We start from the raw sequence: 18,832 nt of genomic DNA on the forward strand, positions 1-18,832 counted from the left end.
CTGTCGCCATCCGGCGACGGGGGCAGAGCCCCCTACTCCGCCGGCTCGACAGCGCGCGCGCCGCCATATTGCCAATAGGCCGCACAGGCACCTTCGGAGCTCACCATCAGCGCGCCAAGCGGCATTTCCGGCGTGCAGCCGCGCCCGAATTGCGAACACTCCACCGGCTTCATTCGCCCCGTCATCACCTGCCCGCAGGCGCAGCCCTCGGCCTCTTCGACCTCGCGCCGACCGGTGGCATAGCCGATGCCGAACTTCTCCTCGGCGTCATAGGCTTCGTATTGCGCACGGATGCGCAGCCCCGACTTGTCGATCTCGCCCAAGCCGCGCCACTCGAAGGACGGCCGCGTCTCGTAGACATCGTCGATCGCGGCAAGGCTCACCGGATTGCCATGCTCGGGCACGACGCGGGCATATTGGTTCTCGACCTCGGCGCGGCCCTCCGCGATCTGGCGCAGCACCATCAGTACTGATTGCAGCAAGTCGAGCGGTTCGAAGCCTGCCACCGCGATGGGCTTGCCGTAATCCTGCGCGATGAAATCGTAAGGATGGATGCCGATCACCATCGAGACATGACCGGGCCCAATGAAGCCATCAAGGCACATATGCGGATCATCGAGCAGCGCCTTGATCGGCTCGGGCACGGTGATGTGATTGCAGAACACACTGAAATTGCCTAAGCCTTCGCGCGCGGCCTGCTGGATCGCGAGCGCCGTGGAGGGGGTCGTGGTCTCGAACCCCAACCCGAAGAACACCACTTCGCGCTCCGGGTTACGGCGCGCCAGCTCCAGCGCGTCGAGCGGCGAATAGACCATGCGGATATCCGCGCCATCGGCCTTCGCCTGCAGAAGCGATTTCTTCGTCCCCGGCACGCGCATCGCATCGCCGAAAGTGGTGAAGATCACGCCCGGACGCTCGGCGATCTCGATGCATTCATCGACCCGCGCGCGCGGCAGGACGCAGACCGGGCAGCCGGGGCCGTGGATGAACTCGATGCCCTCATGGACCAGCTTGTCGAGCCCGTAGCGGAAGATCGAATGGGTATGCCCGCCGCAGACCTCCATGATGTGGACGGGCTTGTCCTTCGTCGCGCCGATCCGGTCGGCCACCTTGGCGATCTCGGCCAGCAGCACCTTGGCGGCTTTCGGATCGCGGAATTCGGATGCGAATTTCATCTGCCTCACTCCCCTGCCAGCGCGGCATCGCCCGCGGCCATCTGTTCCAGCGCCTCTTGCGCCTCGCCAAGATCGCGCAGCGCGATTAGCGTCTTTTCGGCCTCGTCCTCGTCGATCAGGCTCATCGCGAAACCGACATGGATCAGCGCCCATTGGCCCACGAGGCCTTCTAGAGCGCCCGCTGCCACGCAGGCCACATTCACTTCGCGGCGCACGCCCGACACCTCGGCCATCGCCATCTGGCGCGTCTCATCGGTGATCGCCACGATCTGGCCCGGAATACCCAAACACATCAGTCACTCTCCTCCTCGGTGGCCACCGACGGGTCGGCGATGCCGTAACGATCCAGTTTCGCCCGCAGGCCCACGCGCGACAGGCCCAGCTCGGCCGCCGCACGGCTCTTGTTCCAGCGGTTGCGGGTAAGCGTCTCGCGCAGGATGCGCATCTCCATCAGCTCGATCCGGTCCTTGAGCGTGCCCTCGGCGGTCATCACGTCCTCGGCGGCGCGATCGGCGCCCTCATCCGATGGATCGGCCTGCAGGATGTGGCGCGAGATCAGCTCTGCGCCCAGCACGTTGTCCTGCGCGAAGATCAGCATCCGCGTGACCTCGTTGGTCAGTTCGCGCAGATTGCCCGGCCAGTCGTAATTCTCCAGAAATTCCAGCGCCGCCGCCTCGAACCCCATCACCGGCTTGCCGTGGCTCGTCGCGACCTCCGAAAGGATCGCCTGCGCCAGCATCGCCACGTCGCCCCGCCGCGCGCGCAGCGGCGGGATCGCGATCTCGCCAAGGCTCAACGCATAGTAAAGATCGGTGCGGAACCGCCCCTCGGCGACGCCTGCGCGCAGGTCGCCCGACGCGCCCGCGATCAGTCGCAGATTGGTCGAGACCGCCTCCTGCCCGCCCACCGGGGTCACGGTCCCGTCGCGCAGCATCCGGTGTAGCGCAAGCTGCAATGCCGGGCTCGCGCCCTCGATCCCGGCCAGATAGAGCGTGCCGCGATCGGCTTTCTGCGCCAGCCCGATCTTGGCCACGCCACCGGGCAGCACGCCGCGCTTGGCGCCGAACAGCTCGACCATCGCGAGGTCTTCCGGCATGCCGGAAATGTTCAATTCGTAGAACGGCTTCTCCGAGCGCAGCGAGCCGTAATGCATCGCGCGGGCCATCTGCGTCTTGCCCGTGCCCGGCTCACCCGTCATCAACACCGGCACGTCGAAGCTGGCATATTGCCGCGCGAGAGTGACCGCCGCGTTCATCGCGGAACTGGGCGAGCGCAGGATCGTCTCGAACCCCATCCCCTCGCGCAAAGACCGACGCCGCTTCTCGACCCGCGTCTCGGTGGTCGAGTTGAGGAACCGCATCTCCAGCGTCAGCCGCTCGTTCTCGCGCGACAGCTGGAACATCCGCGCGGCATTGCGGGCCACGGTCAGAAGCTGCTCGGGATGCCAGGGTTTGGCGATAAACTGGTGAATGCCCGCATCGTTGATCGCGGCCACCATTGAGGCGCTGTCGGTATAGCCGGTGATCACGATCCGCACCGTTTCCGGCCAGCGCTCGCGCACTTCGGTGAGGAAATCGACCCCCGAGCGGCCGGGCATCCGCTGATCGCAGAAGATCACCTGCACCCATTCCTCTTCGAGTACCGCCATCGCCTCTTCAGCCCCCGGCGCAGTGAGGATCTCGAACTCGTCCTCGAGCGCCATTTTCATCGCCTGAAGCGAATGGGGCTCGTCATCGACGAGGAGGATGGCCGGGGTCGAGCCGGTCATGACGCGGCCTTCCGGTCGAGCCCGCGCTTGAGCCAATCGAGCCACGCCTGCATCCCCTCGCCCGTGCGGGCCGAGACGCGCAGCACCTCGATCTCCGGGTTCACGCGCTTGATGTTGGCCTCGTAGAGATCGAGATCGACATCGCAATAGGGGGCCAGATCGGTCTTGTTGAGGATCGCGAGACCGGCGGCTGCGAACATGTCCGGATATTTCAGCGGTTTGTCCTCGCCCTCTGTGACCGACAGGATCGCGACCTTCGCATCCTCGCCCAGATCGAAGGCGGCGGGGCAGACGAGGTTGCCAACATTCTCGATGAACAGAATCGACCCTTCGGGCAGCGCGAGCCGGTCGAGCGCGGTTTCCACCATGCGCCCGTCGAGGTGGCAGCCCTTGCCGGTGTTCACCTGAATGGCCTTCGCGCCTGTCGCGCGGATGCGGTCCGCGTCATTGGTGGTCTGCTGGTCGCCCTCGATCACTGCGAGCGGCGCATCGCCCAGCATCTCGATCGTGCGGCACAGGAGCGTGGTCTTGCCCGAGCCGGGAGAGGAGACGAGGTTGGTCGCGAAGATGCCCTTCTGCGCCAGTCGCGCCCGGTTCTTCCCGGCGAAATCGTTGTTTTTCGAAAGGATATCGGTCTCGATCTCGATCAGACGTTCTTGGCTCATACCCGGCACTTCGGTGCCTGCCGCCCCAAGGCCGATATGGATATCGCCGTGGTCGTGGTGGTGATGGTGGGGGGCGTGATCGTGAGACTGATGGCCCTGCGCGGGTGCCGGAGCTCCTTGCGCGAGCACCGCCAGAGGCGCCGCTTTCGGCACGGCCTGACTGCTCTTTTCCAGATGGGCGCGGAACTGATCCTCCACGCTATGTCCGCTGCATCCGCACACCGTGCACATCAGAGCACCTCCATATCCTTGATCCGCATCTCCTCGCCGCCCTGCGCCAGCAATTTGCCGCCGCCGCAGTTCGGGCAAGGGTCCAGTCGATGTTCGATTTCCACAGTCTCCGCGCAATCATAGCAGAGCGCTTTGCCGGGAATGTCGATAATCTGCAATTCCGCGCCTTCCGCAGGCGAGCCGCGCATCACAACGTCGAAGGCGAATTCCAGCGCGTGTTTCTCGACGCCCGCAAAGCGCCCGATTTCGAGCCGCAGCGTGGTCACGCGCGAAAAGCTGTTGGCCTTGGCCGCATCCTCGATCACGCCGCGGATGCCTTCGGCGATCGACATCTCATGCATCGGCAACCTCCCGCATCAGAACTGGCACGCAGGGATCGAGTATGTCCACTACCAAGCTCGCCAAAGACGCTTTCTCTGCGGGGAGGCTCTCGAGGCTACGCTGCAACATCCCGCCGGGCACCGTCAGATGGTCGGTCGGCGTGATCCGGGTCAGTGCGCTCACACGACCGCCATTCAATCTGACCTGCAAGGTATAGGCGCCCCGCGCCGCCGCGACCGAGGCCACGCCCGGCGCGACCCGACGCGCTGGCGGCGCATCGAAGCACAGCCGATCCAGATCGACCACGCGCCCCAGCGCCCGCCAGAGCGGTCCGCGCCCATGAGTTGCTTCGGCCTGACGCATCAGATCCGCGTCGCGCACCCGCCCGGCGGCGGAATTCTCCTGCGGCACCAGCGACAAAGGCTGCGACAGGTCGGGCAGATCGGCCACCGCTTCGCCCGGCGCGAAGCGCTCCGCGATCGCGGCCAGAAGCGGACTGATCCCCGCACCGGAACTCAGCCAGTCCGCCAGCCGCGCGGGCCGCGCACCGCCCCAGATCCAGCGCTGCAGCGCCGCGCCGCCCTTCGACCAATCCGCGGGCAGCGGCATCGGGTCGTGACCGATCAGCGCGGGCCAGCGCAGGCATAGCTTGGAGAGATGATCGCGCAAAATCTCGCGCCGCGGGTCGCATCCGGCGGTCTCCAGACCCGTCGCCAGCCGCACCGCGAGGCCCTGCGCCATGCCGCACAGGTTGAACAGGCGGGGCATCAGTTCCGCCACCTCTTCGGGGGTCTTGCCCAGCATCATCGCCTCGACCGGGCTCGGCGCGGGCAGCGCAAGCACCGCCTTCAGCCGAGCGCCGTCGCGCGCAATGGTTATGCCGAGCGTCTGGGTCATTCCGCGTCATCCGCCGCGTCGCGCGGCGCATCCTCGGCCAGACCGGCCGAGATCAGCTTGCGCCGGGTCGGTTGCGCCATCTCTTCGGCAAGGGCGTCTTCCGCCGCCTGCGCAGCCTCTGCCTCCTCGACCGCGGCAAGCTCGGCCTCGCGACCGGCGCGGATTTCGGATTTGCGATCCGTCTCGGCGCGGTTCTCGTCCTTGAACAGCTCCATCATGATCGCGCGAGCGACATCGGTCGCCTGCATCTGCGTCTGGAAATCGCCCATCGGCGAGAAGAGCGAGCACGCCTTGTAGCCGCCACCCATCTCGCGGACGTTATGGATGAATTCGTACGTGCCGGACGGGAAATCGATGTTTTCCTTGGCGCCGGGGACCAGCGCCGACCAGTCCTCGCCCTCGCGCGGCAACATGATCAGGTTCATGAACCACGGGCTGACAAGTACGCCAAGCCCGCGCCCCTCGTGCGAGACGAACCCCACCGGCTCGACCGAGAGCGCCTTGTTCACCAAGGGCACGTCACGCATTTTCGAATGCCAGACCTCGCGGAAATCGGCCGTGAGCTTGGCCACCTGTTCCTCGATCCGACGCGCTTCCAGCATCGCGGGCGCGCCCGGATCGGTCTGCACCATGAACTGCTCTTTCGGCGCGTCGCAATTGGGGCAATGCCAGTCCTCGGGCAGCATCGAGAACGGCGTGCCGGGCAGGACCTGGCGGAAATCGTCGCCCTCCGCGGGATCGTAGGGCGTCCAGCAGATCTTGCATTCCATGATTGCCTGATCGGAAATCCGGTCATTGGCGCCCATGTAGCTTCCCTCGAACCCCGCAACGCTCATCGGATCGCCTCCAGCACTTCGACGATCCGCTCGGCGGAGTCGACGAGATCCTCTTTCGCGGCGATCGCCACCTCGGGCATCGTGGTGACCTCGAACGTGTCGAGGATCAGCGTGTCCATCGAGTTGAAGAACTGCACACGCCAGACATGGGGCAGCGCGGTCGCGGTGACGCGGCAATTGCCGTAGCCACGCGACAGGATCGTCACCGCGCCTTCGCCCGTCGCCGCATCGAGCCAGACGAGGTCTTCCTCGGTATGGGGCAGCAGGGTCAGGTTCACCACATGCGGCTCGCCGCCCATGAAGCTACCCGATTTATCCTCCAGTTCGGCCATCAGTGCCGGGGCGTTCACGACGCCCGGACCGCGCGGATGGGTCTTGCCCTCGGCCTTGCGGAACGGCTCGAAGGCGCGGCTCAGCGCCGCCGAGGGGACCGGACCGACCTCGATCTTGTCGACGCCCGAACCGGCGATCATCCAGACGCCCGCAAAGACCGACTCCTGCACCGCCAGCGCCGGGATGCCGCGGATCTTCATCGCGACCTCGCCCTGCCCCATCGTCTCTGCGATGAGCGCGCGGTTCTCGGCATCGAGATGGCTCAGATCGAAGCTCGCCATGCCGCCTTGCGCCGCCGCCTCGCAGGCCTTCGCCACATCGGCCAGCGTCTTGAGCGCGGGCGTCACGCTGGACGGGTCGTCGATGTCAGGCATATGCGCCGAATAGGTGCGCATACCCGAAGGGAGCTGCATATATTCGAGCTGCGCATCCTCGTCTTCGGGTTGCGAGCCGGGACCGAAGCCCATGGGCGGAAGGTGGAAATTGGAAACCATCCTCTCAGCCTTTCGCGGTCAGGATGTGGGAGGTGCGGGCGACATAATCATCCCAGTCGCGGATCTTCTCGATCGCGCCGAGATACTCGCCCTCGCGGTAGAACAGGAAACCGGGGGCTTTCAGCGCGCGGGTCTGCTGACGCAGCTCGGTCTCGATCGCATCGCTCACCACGGCGCAGTCGAAGGCGTGCTGGAAGGCCATGCGGATTTCCGGCAGCACCACGGCGGCGTCGGGGGTCTCGAGGTTGCGTTTCGCGTCGCCCGGAATGAACAGGCAATGCGCCCCGGGACGCGCGGTGAACTCGGCCACATCGGACAGGTTCGCCAGAAGCGGATAGCCCATCTCGTCGATCAGGCGGGTCACCAGCGGGTGCATCGCACCCGAGGGGGCAGCCGTATCGGGCATTGCGAAATCGTGCATGTGTCTCTCCTCAGGCAGTCGTTTTGCCGGCATCGCGCGCGGCTTGCAGATGGGGCGGCAGTTGCGGTTCGCGGGCGTCGAGATCGGCGAAAGCATCGCCCAGATCGCCGCCCTGCATCAGGGCCCGCAGCCCGCCAAGCGCGGCCGAAATCTTTTGCGCCTCGTCCTCGGTGATCACCTCGCGAGAGGCCCCGAGAAAGGCCAGAAGCCAGTCGCCGGGCTTGGCGTCGGGCGTCAGCGACAGGTCGATGATGCCGGGCTGCCCCTCTTCGAGAACCTCGCCGCGGATGCCGTCGACCGCCAGCAGCTGAACGGGGATGCCGACGCACATCAGGCGCGGACCTTCTCGGCGCCGGGGAAGAAGCGGTGATCGCCCATCCGGCAGGCCTCGCCCTCGGTCGGGCGGCCCCCTTCGTAAGCGCCGCGACGGATCGAGGCGTCGGCGAGGTCATCGGCCTGCGTCACGCCTGCCGCGACCGAAATGCCCCAGCGCGCCAGTTCGGCTTCGCATTCGCGGATCGCGGGCTCGATCTGAGCGGCGACCGCGGGGCGCAGACCGCCACCGTAATCCTCCAACTCGACCGGCTGGCAGCCGATCAGCGTCAGCTTCGCCGGGCAGCGGTTCATCAGCTGCGCGGTGGCGATCACGTCCTGAAAGCCGGTCTGGTGCAGGCTCATTTTCTTGGCGCCCATGAAGGCGGGCACGTCCGCGTCGCGCAGCACCCGCATCTCGCCCGGCTCCAGCCCGAAATCGATCGCGTCGAAGACGATCAGCGCGTCGGCCTCTTCGAGAAACGGCAGGAGATACAGGCCCTGCGTGCCGCCGTCCAAGAGCTTGACGTTGTCCGGCACGGCGCGGGTCTCGGCCATGACCTCGACGCAACGCACGCCGAAGCCCTCATCCGCCCAAAGAACGTTCCCGATACCCAGAACGAGCACCCGGCCCGGCGCAAAGTCCAACATGATTTCCTCCCTCTCCCCGAGGCGGCAAGCGCGTTGCCATCCTCGCCTCGAACCGACAATAGGCTTTGCAGGTGGGCGGGTTTCACGGAAATCGCACGGAACTGCGACAATCTGTCTAGTCTTTGTTTTTACTAAATTTTCTTGGAAAACACGCCGCCATCAAAGCAATCAAAGTGGAAACTATATTTCCATCTAAGCAGGCTTTTCGCAATGAAATCTTCCACAGGCGGCGCAACGCTGGAAACAGCTCGAATCCGGGCCCAAATGCAGAACGGGCGCGGATTGACCCGCGCCCGTTCGCCCTACCACCGCACGAACCGTTACTCGATACGATCGTCCTTAAACGTCCGATGGCCGGAGATCATCGTGGAGACCATCGACTGACGGCTCATGATGTCTTCGCGGATCGCCGCGTAGATGTGCACGATCATGAAGATCACGATGGCCCACATTCCCAGATGGTGCAGCGTGTGCAGCCTCTGCGAGTTCTGCACGAGACCCAGCACCCAGCCCATCAGCGTATCGGGCAAAGAGCGCTGTCCCGCACCTTCCGCATAGAGCGCCCAGCCGGTGATCAGCATGAAGGTGATCCCGAGCGTCATGAAGAAGAACATCGCAAGCTGTGCCAGCGGGTTGTGACCGACATATTTCTTCGGCGTCTTCTCAAGGAAAGCATACCAGCGCAGCTCGTGCCCCAGCTCTTTCCACCAGCGCTTGCGCCAGACCGGCACGTAGAACAGCTGGCGGGCGTGGTGATTGCCGACGAAGGCCCAGTAGATGCGCCCGAAGAAGATCACCGTCAGGACCTGCGCCGCCGCGAAATGGCCGAAGCGGATATAGCCCATAACGAATTGCTCGGTCGCTTCGCCGATCTGCAGCGACGGCAGGGGCGCACCGATCAGGAAACCGGTCACGATCAGCACCGTGATCATCAGCGCGTTGAGCCAGTGCCAGAGGCGCACGGGCGCCTCGTAGACATAGACGGAGGTCCGGCGGCGGATCGAGTCGAGATCTTCCTCGGTCGCGTCGCCGGTCAGGCGGGAGGCCTCGAAGGCCCCTGTCGCCTTGGGGTTTGGCGTGTGGATCGTGTCCTCCATCGCCCTTACTCCTTGCGGACGCGCTTGACGGCGCGGGCGATTTCGACGGCCACATAGGCCAGGGCGATCGCGCCGGCCGCCATCGCGACATGGGCGATGGTGTGCCCTTCCGCGCCGGGGGCCACCGCGTGACCCGGATGGGCCAGCGCGGGACCTGCGATCATGCTGAAAGCGAATGCGAGTTTCTTCATGATTTCCTCCTCCCTCAGCGCACCTTGACGGTGGTGAGCTCTTCGCCGTCGGGCGACATCACATGGGTCGAACAGGCAAGGCACGGATCGAAGCTGTGCAGGGTGCGCAGGATCTCGACCGGCTCTTCGGGACGCTCCACCTTGGTGTTCATCAGCGACGCCTCGAAGGCACCGATATTGCCCTGCGTGTCACGGGGCGAACCGTTCCAGGTGGTGGGCACGACGCATTGGTAGTTCTCGATGCGCCCGTCCTTGATCTTGACCCAATGCCCCAGCGCGCCGCGCGGAGCCTCGGTCATGCCGACGCCCTTGGCCTCTTTCGGCCAGCTCGACGGATCCCATTTCTCGACATTGGCGGTGCTTTCGTCGCCATTCTTGATGTTGGTCATCATCTTGTCGAAGAAGTGCCGCTGCAGACGCGAGCAATACTCGGATTCCAGCGCCCGCGCCGCGGTCCGGCCCAGCGTCGAGAAGACGGCGCTCAGCGGCAGGTCCATCTTGCGCAGCAGACCGTCGACCTGGTTCTTGATGTCTTCGTGACCCTTGGCGTAGCCTACGACGTAACGCGCAAGCGGACCGACCTCCATCGCGTGCCCCTTCCAGCGCGGGGCCTTGATCCAGCTGTATTTCGCAGCCTCGTCAAGCTCGATGATATTGGTCCGTGTGCCTTTGGCGTTTGGCCCGAGCTCGTATTGCGGCTCGGTCACGCCATCCCACGGGTGCAGGCCCTTGCCGGGCTCGCCATAGGTGTACCAGGAGTGATCGACGAATTCCTGCACCTGCTCGGGGTCGCGCGGATCGACGTCATGCACCTCGTTGAGATTGCCGTTGATGATCGCGCCACGCGGCAGGTGAAGCTGCTCGGGCGAGAAGTCGTTCGGGTTCTCCGGGATGTCGCCATAGGCAAGGCAGGCCTGTGACGACAGACCACCGCCATAGAGCCAGTTCTTGTAGAAGCCGCCGATCGCGATCACGTCCGGAATGTAGACGTTCTCGTTGAACTCCTGACACTTGTCGATGATCGAGGAGACGAGGTTCAGCCGCTCCATGTTGATCGCACCGACCGAGCCGACGCCGTCGATATTGATCGGGCACGGCACGCCGCCCACCAGCCAGTTCGGATGCGGGTTCTTGCCCCCGAAAATGGTGTGAACCTTCACGATCTCCTTCTGAAGATCGAGCGCCTCCAGATAGTGCGTCGTCGCCATCAGGTCCGCTTCCGGCGGCAGCAGATAAGCCGGATTGTCCCAATAGCCGTTTTTGAACAGCCCGAGCTGCCCGCTTTCGACGAATTTCTTGAGACGGTTCTGCACGTCCCGGAAATAGCCTGGGGAGGAGAGCGGATGGCTCGGGCTGACCTTCTGCTGCAGCTCCGAAGTCGCCTTCGGGTCCGCGCGCAGAGCGTTGACCGGATTGACCCAATCGAGCGCGTGCAGGTGATAGAAATGCACGATGTGGTCATGGATCTGCAGCGCGAGCTGCATCATGTTCCGGATCGAATTTGCATTGTCGGGGATCTGGATCCCCAGCGCATCTTCCACCGCACGGACCGAGGTCAGCGCGTGGGTGCCGGTGCAGACGCCACAGATCCGCTCGGTGAAGGCCCAGGCGTCGCGCGGATCGCGGCCCTTCAGGATCACCTCGAGCCCGCGCCACATCGTGCCGGTCGAGACCGCGTTGGTGATCATGTTGTTTTCGTCCACATTCACTTCGCAGCGCATGTGACCTTCGATCCGGGTCACCGGGTCGACGACGACCCGCTTGCCCGAATTGTCCATCGTATAGCCGTTCGGCGTGTTGAGAACCGACATGGATTACGCCTCCTCGTTCTTCTTCTGGGCGCGTTTGAGCGCGGAGACGGCAGCGTGAACTGCCACCGCACCGCCGACGACGGCCGCCGTGGTGCCGCCGACCACATCGGCATTCGCTTCGATCCCGAATTGCTTGATGTTGGTGAGCCGGTCGTAGAAGGAGCCCTGATCCCAGAACCCGTCCTCGGAACAGCCGATACAGCCGTGACCCGACTGGATCGGGAAGCTGACACCCTCGTTCCAGCGCACGGTCGAGCACGCGTTGTAGGTGGTCGGCCCTTTGCAGCCCATCTTGTAGAGGCAATAGCCCTTGCGCGCGTTCTCGTCGTCCCAGGTCTCGACGAACTGACCGGCGTCGAAATGCGGACGGCGGTAGCATTTGTCGTGGATGCGCTGCGAATAGAACATCTGCGGGCGGCCCTGACGGTCCAGTTCGGGCATCCGGTCGAAGGTCAGCATGTAGGTAATCACGCCGGTCATCACCTCGGCGATGGGCGGGCAGCCCGGCACCTTGATGATCGGCTTGTCGGTGATGACCTTGTGCACCGGGGTGGCGCGCGTCGGGTTCGGGGCGGCAGCCTGCACGCAGCCATAGGAAGCGCAGGCGCCCCAGGAGATAATGGCTTTCGCGTGCTCGGCAGCGTGGCGGAGTTGATCCACGAAGGGCTTGCCGCCCACGATGCAGTACATCCCGTCTTCGTTGAGCGGCGGATTGCCCTCCACGGCGAGGATGTAATTCCCTTTATATTTGTCGATCGTGTCCTGCAGCGCGGCTTCCGCCTGCGCGCCCGCCGCCGCCATCAGCGTGTCGTCATAGTCGAGCGAGATCATCGAGAGCACGACATCCTTGGCCAGCGGGTGGGCCGAGCGGATGAAGCTTTCCGAACAACAGGTACATTCGAGCCCGTGCACCCAGATCACCGGGGTGCGCGGCTTGGTTTCCATCGCATGGGCGATCTTGGGCACATAGGCCGGGCCGAGACCCAGCGCCGCCGCCGTCAGCGAGCAATATTTCATGAAGCTGCGGCGGGTAATCCCCTGCCGACGCATCACGTCGTAAAAGGTTTCGATCGCAGGCAAAGTGTCCCTCCCTCTGTGATCCCGATGACCGGATTCTCCCTCCTCCCGAGGGGAATACGCATGTGTGATCTCAGGATTGGCAGGTCGGGTCCGCGAACAGAACGAAATAATGACAGGATGTCGCAGGCGCGAATTCCTGTTTGTTTTCCATGTGTTGCCGGTCAAAACCCCGGTGCAGCGCGGGGCCGCACTGGTACGTCAGTGACCAGCTTTCCGGGATTCCGGTCAGTCTCTTTCCGAGTGCGCCGCAGCAATCACCGCCTGCCCCAGCGCCAGCGAGCCGTCATTCGCCGGCAGCGTGCGATGGCTCAGCACCGGCAGATCGTCCAACGCCGCGCAGGTCAGCCGATGCAACAGCGCGTTCTGATACACGCCGCCGGTCAGCGCCACGGCTTTCGCCTCCCCGCTTTCGATCAGCGACCGCGCCCGGCGGGCAAAACCCTGCGCCAGCGCCGCATGGAACCGCAGCGCGATTGTCTCGGGCGCGACCCCGGCGGCAAGATCGGCGGCGAGCGTCTGAAAAAACGGTCCGGTCTCGAGCACATCGCCCGCATCCGCGAACGCATAGGCCCCGGCCTCCGCCGACTCCCCGTGGGCCAGCGCGTGCGTCGCCAGCGCCTCGAACCGCATCGCGGCCTCGCCCTCATAGCTCTGCCGCATCGGGCAAATCCCGAGGCAGGCCGCCACCGCATCGAAGAGGCGCCCCGCCGACGACGACAGCGGCGCGTTGATCCCCTTCGCCGCCGCCTGACGCGCCAGATCGCGCGGAGCCTCGGAGAACAGGCTGTCGGCCAGCCCTTCCAGCCCAGCCGCGTCGAGCCGCACCAGCGCGTTGCGCCACGGCTCTGCCTGCGCCCGGTCGCCACCGATCAGCGGCGCGGGCTCAAGCCAGCCGCGCCGCGCGAAGCCAAGGTAATCGCCCAGCAGCAGCTCGCCGCCCCAGACCGTGCCATCGGGCCCCAAGCCAAGCCCATCGAGCACGATCCCCGCGACCTTGCCGCCCTCCAGCGGCCAACCGTTCTCGGCCATACAGGCCGCGAGATGCGCGTGGTGATGCTGTACCTCGATTAGCCGCAACCCCTCCCGCACAGCCCGTTCCGCCCCATGGCGCGAGGCCCGAAAATCGGGATGCAGATCGACCGCCACGACCTCGGGGCGATGAGCGAACAGCGCCGCATAATCCGCATCGGCCTGCTCGAACGCCTCGCAAGTCAGCGCCTCGTCCAGCTCGCCCAGATGATGGCCAAGCAGCGCCTGCCCGTTCTTGATCAGGCAGATCGCGGCCTTCATCTGCCCGCCATAGCCAACGACCTGCGGCGCGCCCTCGAACCCGTCGGGCAGCGGCAAGGTGCCCGGCACCTGCCCCCGCGCGCGGCGCAGCACCATCGGCGGATCGGCCCGCACGACGCTGTCATCGAGCCGCCGCGCAATGTCGCGGTCATGCATCAGATAGGCATCGACGAAGCCAGCTAGCTTCTCCCGAGCCTCACCGTTTCCGATCACCTGTGGCTCGCCCGAGAGATTGCCCGAGGTCATCACCAAGGGGCGCCCCTCTTCCCCCCGCGCCCATTCGCGAAGCAACAGATGATGCAGCGGCGTATAGGGCAGCATCCAGCCGAGGCTGTCCTGCCCGGGCGCCACCGTCTCCGGCAAAGCCTCCCCCGCCTTTTGCAGCAACACGATCGGCGCCGCAGGGTCGCGCAGCAATTCCGCCTCGGCTTCCGAGACCTTGGCGTAGCGCCGGATCGTCTCGATCTCGCCCATCAGCGCGAAGGGTTTGGCGGGCCTGCGCTTACGCTCCCGCAACAGCGCCACGGCCTCGGCATTGCTCGCATCGCAGGCGAGATGAAACCCGCCCAAGCCCTTCACTGCGACGATGCCCCCGCCCCGCAAAACCGCTCCGACCTCTTCGGCGGGACGCTCTTCCCCGCCCATCTCCAGCCACACCCGCGGCCCGCACTCGGGACAGGCGATCGGCTGCGCGTGAAAACGTCGATCCGCCGGGTTCTCATATTCCGCGCGACAGGCCGGACACATTTCGAAGGGCGCCATCGTCGTTTGCGCCCGGTCATAAGGTAGCGCGCGCAGGATCGTGAAACGCGGCCCGCAATGGGTGCAGTTCGTGAACGCGTAGTGCCGCCTGCGCCCGTCGCCCCGTATTTCCGCAAGACAGTCCGGACAGGTCGCCGCATCCGGCGTCACCCGCGTCTCGGCCCCCGCCCCTTGCGAGGCCACGATCTCGAACTCCTCGGGTGCAGCATCGAACACAAACTCAGACACCTCCACCGCATCGATCCGCGCAAGCGGCGGTGCCTCATCCGAGATCGCCTTGGCCAAACCGTCCAGTGCCCCCGCGACCCGGATCAGCACCCCCTCGGGATCGTTGAGCACATGGCCCGCAAGCCCGCGCTCCTGCGCAAGCCGCCAGATGAAGGGGCGAAAACCCACCCCCTGCACCTGCCCGCGCACCCTGATCTCGAAACCCTGCATCTTCCTCTTGGCTCAAATATCCCGGGGGTTTGGGGGCAGCGCCCCCATATTCTTCAACGTTTCTCGCCCTCCGGCGATGGCAGGGACAGAGCCCCAACTTACTCAATGCACCGTGCAGACCATGCAGGGATCGAAGCTGCGCACGATATGCTGCACCGAGACCGGCGTGGTCTCACCCGCCGAGACCGGCGCGCCGACCAGCGCGGCCTCCAGCGGGCCCGGCACACCCTCCGCGTCGCGCGGGCTGAAATTCCACGTCGTGGGCGCGATGATCTGATAGGAAGCGATGCGCCCGTCCTCGATCCGCAACCAATGGCCCAGCGCGCCCCGCGCGGCCTCCACCAGTCCCGCGCCCTGCCCTGCCTCGGGCAAATCGCCCTGCACCATGAACGCAGCAGCCGGGTCGATGCCTTTCGCCAGCCCCTCCATGAAGGCTTGCGTCCGCGCCAATTCCAACAGCCGCCCCACGACCCGCGCCAACACGCCGCCGCCCGCCAGCGCACGCGCCAGCGGATGCCCGTCCACGACCTGCCGCGCGAGCGCGCCGGTCTCCACCGTCTGCCCGTTCAGCCGCGGCGCCTTGCACCAGCTGTAGGCGGCTTCGCGCATCGCCTCGTCGGGCCGTGTCTCGCCCTGCCAAGGATGGGCCTGCGCCCCCAGCATCCACGCATGGCTGAGGTCTTCCGTGATCGCGCCGAAATCGACCGCGCCCAAGGCCCCGTCCCACAGCCCGCGCCCAAAGCCGAACCCTTCGGCCAGCGGATAGGCTCCGAAGCTCATATACCGGCCCGAGCCGCGCCCCAACTGGTCCAGATCCAGATCGGCCGCGATGCGCAGAAACAGCCCCGCATCGCCCGTCTCCCACGCCATCAACTGATCGACGGTCTCGATCGCACAGAACGCCTCCAGCGAGCCGCCGAAAACGACCTCCTCCAGATAGCGCCGGAAAGCGCGCAACGTCGTCTCGATGCGCACCTTGTCGCGCGGTCCGGGCGCGCGCGTGACGCCGCCCGGCTGGATCGCGAGCGTATGGGGCCATTTGCCCGCCATCAGCCCGAGGATATGCATCAGCTCGGCGCGTGCCGAAACCGCCGCGCGCTGCGCGCCGCCCTCGGCGGGGGTAAAACGCGCCACAGCCCGGTCGAACCACGGCCTGTCCGCATACACGGGGCGGATGAAATCGGGCATGAAGAACAGGTTGAAGTGGAACAGGTGGTCCGAGACATTCTCGACCGCATGGATCAGCGCCGCCATACCCGCGCCCTGCGGCGTGGGCTCCAGCCCCATCGCCGCGCCCAGCGCGCGCGCCGCCGCCGCCGACTGGCTGATCGAGCAGATGCCGCAAATCCGCGGCGTGATCGTCAGCGCATCGCGCGGGTCTTTGCCTTCCAGCATCCGCTCGAACCCGCGATAGAGCGGCGAGTTCACGCGGGCCTCGGCCACCGTCCCACCGGCGAGATCGAGATGCACTTCCAGATCGCCCTCGACCCGGTTGAACGGGCCCACGACGAGGCGCGGCGTCTCAGTCATCTGCGTCCTTTCGGCTTGCGGATCGTCGGCGTCACCTCGACCCGGTCGGCAACCGCGTTCTTCGCGATCCGCTCAGGCGTCGCCGCTTTCGACAGCGAGGCGAGCGCCATGAACCACGCTTTGGGCATATCGGTCGGAAGGCCCACCGGGATGCCTGCGATCTTCGGCGTCTCGGTGAATGAATGGCGCGGTTCCTCGAATTCGGGCGCGGTGCAGTTGATGCAGGGGTATCCGCCCGAGGTGCACGACCCGTCACCGTTCCACGGCCGGATATTGCAGTCGCCCACGGCCTGCGTGCCGATGCAGCCCAAGTTCTCCATCATGCAGCCGATATCGGACAGCTCAACCGCCGAGGCCTTGTATTCGTAGAACTCGTTTTTCGAGCAACCGTGATGGACGAGATGCTTGGCATAGAACAAAGGCCGCCCGAAAGCGTCGAGATCTTCCGCCCCCAGCGCGCCTTCATTCAGCAGCAAAAGCGTCTCGGTCACCCAGTCGGGATGGGTCGGGCAGCCCGCCACGTTGATCACCGGCAGGCCCGAGCCCGAGCGAAACTCCACCGGCAGCGCCCCGCCCGGCAGCGCCCCGTCATATTGCACGCCGACCGCATCGGAGGGGTTTCCGCCCGCCGAGGTCACGCCACCATAGGTCGCGCAGGTGCCCATCGCGACGACATGGCGGGCTTTCGGCGCGAGGCTCACCACCCAGTCGAGCATCGAACGCCCGGTGCCGGAGACCATCTGGAACTTGCCCGTCCCGCGCGGCCCGCGCGCGATCGAGCCCTCGACGGCCAGCACGTCCAGCGCGATCTCGCCGCTCTCGACCGCCTCGAAAATCGCGCGCACCTCCGCCCCGGTCTCGAGGCTGACGGTCGGATGCCAGAGGAACTCGATCCCCGCGCCGCCAAGCGTGTCGAAGACATTCGGGGATTCCGCGCAAAGGAGCGACATGGTGCAGCCGCCGCAGCCTGCCGCTTGCAGCCAGAGAACCTTCATTCCGCCCCCTCGCCCAGTTCCAGATCGAAGGAGAAACAGGCCCCGCCCAGCGCCGACCCTTTCAGGCAGAGCCGCAGACGCCCGCCATGTTCCTCGATGATCTTATGGCTGATCGCGAGGCCCAGCCCCGTGCCCGCACCCACCGCCTTGGTGGTGAAGAACGGATCGAAGATGGCCTGCGTCAACTCCTCGGTCACGCCGGGGCCATTGTCGCCAACCGAAAGCGTCCCGCGCCCCTCCATCACGCGCGCATCGACCTCGATCCGGCCGGTGCCCTCTTCCAGCCCCGAGAGCGCGTCGATGGCATTTTGCACGAGGTTCATCACGACCTGCTGGATATGCCCCTGCCGACCGCGAACCTGCAGCGTCTTCGCGCCGGTGAAGGCGATCTCGACCCCGGCCTTGGAGCCGCGCTGCACCCAGTTCGCCGCCACCCGCGCGGTCTCGACCAGATCGAAGACGACCATCTCGCCCGAGCCTTCGGCACTCAGCCTTCGCAGATCCTCGACGATGTCGCGCACCCGTTCGGCCCCGTCGCGCGCCCCCTCGATGGCCGACCGCAGGTTGCGGATTTCGCGGTCGAGCTTCAGCTCCTCTCGCAGGGCGATCAGCGCTTCGCGATCCGCTCCGGCCTGCACTTTCTCGAAATAGGCTTCGAACTTGCCCGCATAGCGTTCCAGCGCATGGGTATTCGCGTAGACGAAGGAAATCGGGTTGTTCAGCTCATGCGCGACGCCAGCGAGAAGACGGCCCAGCGAGGCCAGTTTCTCGTTGCGCACCAGCTGCGCCTGCGTCGATTTCAGTTCTTCGTGGCTGCGCTCCAGCTCGGAATAGGCCTGGCGCAACTCGCCCAAGGGCCGCCCGGTCAGCACGTAGCCCGCGATGCGCGACCGCTCGTCCATGCGCGGGCTGATCGACAGTTCCAGCGGCGCGGGGCCTTCCGGCCCGCTCAGCGCCGCTTCGATCGTCACCGGCTTGCGTGTATTCGCAGCCTCCGCCAACCCGCGGTCCAAGGCCTCGACCGAGCGCGAGTCGAACATGCCTGCAAGCTTGCGACCGTGCCACGCGCCGGGCGGCTCGCCCGTCAGGCTGGCGACCGAGGCCGAGGTTTCCAGCACCTCGCCCGAGCGCGAAATCACGATCAGCGCATCCGACACTGAGGCGAGGATCGACCCGAGGAAAGAGCGCAGATCCTCCAACTCGTGGTTCTGCTGCTCCAGCCGCTCCTGATAGTCCACCAGATCGGCATAGGTCCGGTCGACCGCCGAGAGCACATCGAACCAGACGTCTTCGCCCTCCCCCTCATCCGCGCCCGGCGCGTGGCGCAGCAGCCCGGCCAAGGTCGGGTCCAAGGGGTGCTGGCTATCGGGTGCGGACTCGCGCGACATGACACTCTCAAAGCCGGGCGCAAAGGGCGCCCATCCCTTATCGCTAGCCCATTCGCGGCGTTCAGTCCATGATCTCGGCTCCCGCACCGAGGGGCGCATTTCGTGTCAAAAGACACACCATACCCCAAGATGACCTTCCGTCAGTC

At 65.7% G+C, this 18,832-nt stretch carries 19 protein-coding genes; all 19 read right to left on the reverse strand.

The window, feature by feature from the left end; all coding sequences use genetic code 11:
* Positions 1–32: 32 nt before the first annotated feature.
* The 19 genes from hypD to BMI86_RS14465 all read right to left on the reverse strand — a co-directional run bounded on the left by hypD (position 33) and on the right by BMI86_RS14465 (position 18,686).
* Complete coding sequence (gene hypD, locus BMI86_RS14375) at positions 33–1,175, reverse strand: hydrogenase formation protein HypD (RefSeq protein WP_078542003.1); 1,143 nt, start codon at positions 1,173–1,175, stop codon at positions 33–35.
* 5 nt (positions 1,176–1,180) lie between these two features.
* Positions 1,181–1,468, reverse strand: a complete 288-nt coding sequence (hypC, locus tag BMI86_RS14380) for a HypC/HybG/HupF family hydrogenase formation chaperone (protein ID WP_078542004.1) — start codon at positions 1,466–1,468, stop codon at positions 1,181–1,183.
* Positions 1,468–2,943 carry a sigma-54 dependent transcriptional regulator gene (locus tag BMI86_RS14385; protein WP_078542005.1) on the reverse strand — a complete coding sequence of 492 codons (1,476 nt, stop codon included), beginning with the start codon at positions 2,941–2,943 and terminating at the stop codon, positions 1,468–1,470. Before BMI86_RS14385 ends, hypC begins: the two co-directional genes overlap by 1 nt.
* Positions 2,940–3,839: a hydrogenase nickel incorporation protein HypB gene (hypB, locus tag BMI86_RS14390; RefSeq protein WP_078542006.1), complete on the reverse strand. Its 900-nt coding sequence runs from the start codon at positions 3,837–3,839 to the stop codon at positions 2,940–2,942. The genes BMI86_RS14385 and hypB overlap by 4 nt, the downstream gene beginning before the upstream one ends.
* A complete protein-coding gene (gene hypA, locus BMI86_RS14395) occupies positions 3,839–4,180 on the reverse strand; it encodes a hydrogenase maturation nickel metallochaperone HypA (protein WP_078520435.1) in 342 nt (113 codons plus the stop codon). The genes hypB and hypA overlap by 1 nt, the downstream gene beginning before the upstream one ends.
* Positions 4,173–5,057 carry a hypothetical protein gene (locus tag BMI86_RS14400; RefSeq protein WP_078542007.1) on the reverse strand — a complete coding sequence of 295 codons (885 nt, stop codon included), beginning with the start codon at positions 5,055–5,057 and terminating at the stop codon, positions 4,173–4,175. Before BMI86_RS14400 ends, hypA begins: the two co-directional genes overlap by 8 nt.
* Positions 5,054–5,893, reverse strand: coding sequence for a [NiFe]-hydrogenase assembly chaperone HybE (gene hybE, locus BMI86_RS14405; RefSeq protein WP_078542008.1), 840 nt, complete (start codon positions 5,891–5,893; stop codon positions 5,054–5,056). Before hybE ends, BMI86_RS14400 begins: the two co-directional genes overlap by 4 nt.
* Positions 5,890–6,720, reverse strand: coding sequence for a hydrogenase expression/formation protein (locus BMI86_RS14410; protein ID WP_078542009.1), 831 nt, complete (start codon positions 6,718–6,720; stop codon positions 5,890–5,892). The genes hybE and BMI86_RS14410 overlap by 4 nt, the downstream gene beginning before the upstream one ends.
* A 4-nt stretch (positions 6,721–6,724) precedes the next feature.
* The gene (locus tag BMI86_RS14415; protein ID WP_078542010.1) at positions 6,725–7,141 is read right to left on the reverse strand and encodes a hydrogenase accessory protein; all 417 of its coding nucleotides are present in this window, start codon (positions 7,139–7,141) and stop codon (positions 6,725–6,727) included.
* Positions 7,142–7,151: 10 nt separating this feature from the next.
* Complete coding sequence (locus tag BMI86_RS14420) at positions 7,152–7,472, reverse strand: HypC/HybG/HupF family hydrogenase formation chaperone (protein ID WP_078542011.1); 321 nt, start codon at positions 7,470–7,472, stop codon at positions 7,152–7,154.
* Positions 7,472–8,104, reverse strand: a complete 633-nt coding sequence (locus BMI86_RS14425) for a HyaD/HybD family hydrogenase maturation endopeptidase (protein ID WP_078542012.1) — start codon at positions 8,102–8,104, stop codon at positions 7,472–7,474. Before BMI86_RS14425 ends, BMI86_RS14420 begins: the two co-directional genes overlap by 1 nt.
* 320 nt (positions 8,105–8,424) lie before the next feature.
* A complete protein-coding gene (cybH, locus tag BMI86_RS14430; RefSeq protein WP_078542013.1) occupies positions 8,425–9,201 on the reverse strand; it encodes a Ni/Fe-hydrogenase, b-type cytochrome subunit in 777 nt (258 codons plus the stop codon).
* Between the two features lie 5 nt (positions 9,202–9,206).
* Entirely contained in the window at positions 9,207–9,392 is a 186-nt protein-coding gene (locus tag BMI86_RS14435; RefSeq protein WP_038145392.1) for a hypothetical protein, read from the reverse strand.
* A gap of 14 nt (positions 9,393–9,406) precedes the next feature.
* Positions 9,407–11,203 carry a nickel-dependent hydrogenase large subunit gene (locus BMI86_RS14440; RefSeq protein WP_078520442.1) on the reverse strand — a complete coding sequence of 599 codons (1,797 nt, stop codon included), beginning with the start codon at positions 11,201–11,203 and terminating at the stop codon, positions 9,407–9,409.
* Between the two features lie 3 nt (positions 11,204–11,206).
* Entirely contained in the window at positions 11,207–12,283 is a 1,077-nt protein-coding gene (locus BMI86_RS14445) for a hydrogenase small subunit (protein ID WP_078542014.1), read from the reverse strand.
* 225 nt (positions 12,284–12,508) lie between these two features.
* The gene (gene hypF / locus BMI86_RS14450; protein ID WP_078542015.1) at positions 12,509–14,773 is read right to left on the reverse strand and encodes a carbamoyltransferase HypF; all 2,265 of its coding nucleotides are present in this window, start codon (positions 14,771–14,773) and stop codon (positions 12,509–12,511) included.
* 102 nt (positions 14,774–14,875) lie between these two features.
* The gene (locus BMI86_RS14455; RefSeq protein WP_078542016.1) at positions 14,876–16,303 is read right to left on the reverse strand and encodes a nickel-dependent hydrogenase large subunit; all 1,428 of its coding nucleotides are present in this window, start codon (positions 16,301–16,303) and stop codon (positions 14,876–14,878) included.
* Positions 16,300–17,298 (reverse strand): HupU protein, encoded by a 999-nt coding sequence (locus BMI86_RS14460; RefSeq protein ID WP_078542017.1) that lies wholly within the window; start codon positions 17,296–17,298, stop codon positions 16,300–16,302. Before BMI86_RS14460 ends, BMI86_RS14455 begins: the two co-directional genes overlap by 4 nt.
* Positions 17,295–18,686, reverse strand: coding sequence for an ATP-binding protein (locus tag BMI86_RS14465; protein ID WP_078542018.1), 1,392 nt, complete (start codon positions 18,684–18,686; stop codon positions 17,295–17,297). Before BMI86_RS14465 ends, BMI86_RS14460 begins: the two co-directional genes overlap by 4 nt.
* Between the last annotated feature and the right edge of the window lie 146 nt (positions 18,687–18,832).

The sequence above is a fragment of the Thioclava sp. DLFJ5-1 genome (genome assembly GCF_002020115.1).
In the GTDB taxonomy this organism is placed as follows: domain Bacteria; phylum Pseudomonadota; class Alphaproteobacteria; order Rhodobacterales; family Rhodobacteraceae; genus Thioclava; species Thioclava sediminum.

What these genes read in the sequence shown, in the direction of transcription:
- hypD (WP_078542003.1), bottom strand. Translation starts at nt 1,175, where the DNA reads ATGAAATTCGCATCCGAATTCCGCGATCCGAAAGCCGCCAAGGTGCTG.
- hypC (WP_078542004.1), bottom strand. Translation starts at nt 1,468, where the DNA reads ATGTGTTTGGGTATTCCGGGCCAGATCGTGGCGATCACCGATGAGACG.
- BMI86_RS14385 (WP_078542005.1), bottom strand. Translation starts at nt 2,943, where the DNA reads ATGACCGGCTCGACCCCGGCCATCCTCCTCGTCGATGACGAGCCCCAT.
- hypB (WP_078542006.1), bottom strand. Translation starts at nt 3,839, where the DNA reads ATGTGCACGGTGTGCGGATGCAGCGGACATAGCGTGGAGGATCAGTTC.
- hypA (WP_078520435.1), bottom strand. Translation starts at nt 4,180, where the DNA reads ATGCATGAGATGTCGATCGCCGAAGGCATCCGCGGCGTGATCGAGGAT.
- BMI86_RS14400 (WP_078542007.1), bottom strand. Translation starts at nt 5,057, where the DNA reads ATGACCCAGACGCTCGGCATAACCATTGCGCGCGACGGCGCTCGGCTG.
- hybE (WP_078542008.1), bottom strand. Translation starts at nt 5,893, where the DNA reads ATGAGCGTTGCGGGGTTCGAGGGAAGCTACATGGGCGCCAATGACCGG.
- BMI86_RS14410 (WP_078542009.1), bottom strand. Translation starts at nt 6,720, where the DNA reads ATGGTTTCCAATTTCCACCTTCCGCCCATGGGCTTCGGTCCCGGCTCG.
- BMI86_RS14415 (WP_078542010.1), bottom strand. Translation starts at nt 7,141, where the DNA reads ATGCACGATTTCGCAATGCCCGATACGGCTGCCCCCTCGGGTGCGATG.
- BMI86_RS14420 (WP_078542011.1), bottom strand. Translation starts at nt 7,472, where the DNA reads ATGTGCGTCGGCATCCCCGTTCAGCTGCTGGCGGTCGACGGCATCCGC.
- BMI86_RS14425 (WP_078542012.1), bottom strand. Translation starts at nt 8,104, where the DNA reads ATGTTGGACTTTGCGCCGGGCCGGGTGCTCGTTCTGGGTATCGGGAAC.
- cybH (WP_078542013.1), bottom strand. Translation starts at nt 9,201, where the DNA reads ATGGAGGACACGATCCACACGCCAAACCCCAAGGCGACAGGGGCCTTC.
- BMI86_RS14435 (WP_038145392.1), bottom strand. Translation starts at nt 9,392, where the DNA reads ATGAAGAAACTCGCATTCGCTTTCAGCATGATCGCAGGTCCCGCGCTG.
- BMI86_RS14440 (WP_078520442.1), bottom strand. Translation starts at nt 11,203, where the DNA reads ATGTCGGTTCTCAACACGCCGAACGGCTATACGATGGACAATTCGGGC.
- hypF (WP_078542015.1), bottom strand. Translation starts at nt 14,773, where the DNA reads ATGCAGGGTTTCGAGATCAGGGTGCGCGGGCAGGTGCAGGGGGTGGGT.
- BMI86_RS14455 (WP_078542016.1), bottom strand. Translation starts at nt 16,303, where the DNA reads ATGACTGAGACGCCGCGCCTCGTCGTGGGCCCGTTCAACCGGGTCGAG.
- BMI86_RS14460 (WP_078542017.1), bottom strand. Translation starts at nt 17,298, where the DNA reads ATGAAGGTTCTCTGGCTGCAAGCGGCAGGCTGCGGCGGCTGCACCATG.
- BMI86_RS14465 (WP_078542018.1), bottom strand. Translation starts at nt 18,686, where the DNA reads ATGTCGCGCGAGTCCGCACCCGATAGCCAGCACCCCTTGGACCCGACC.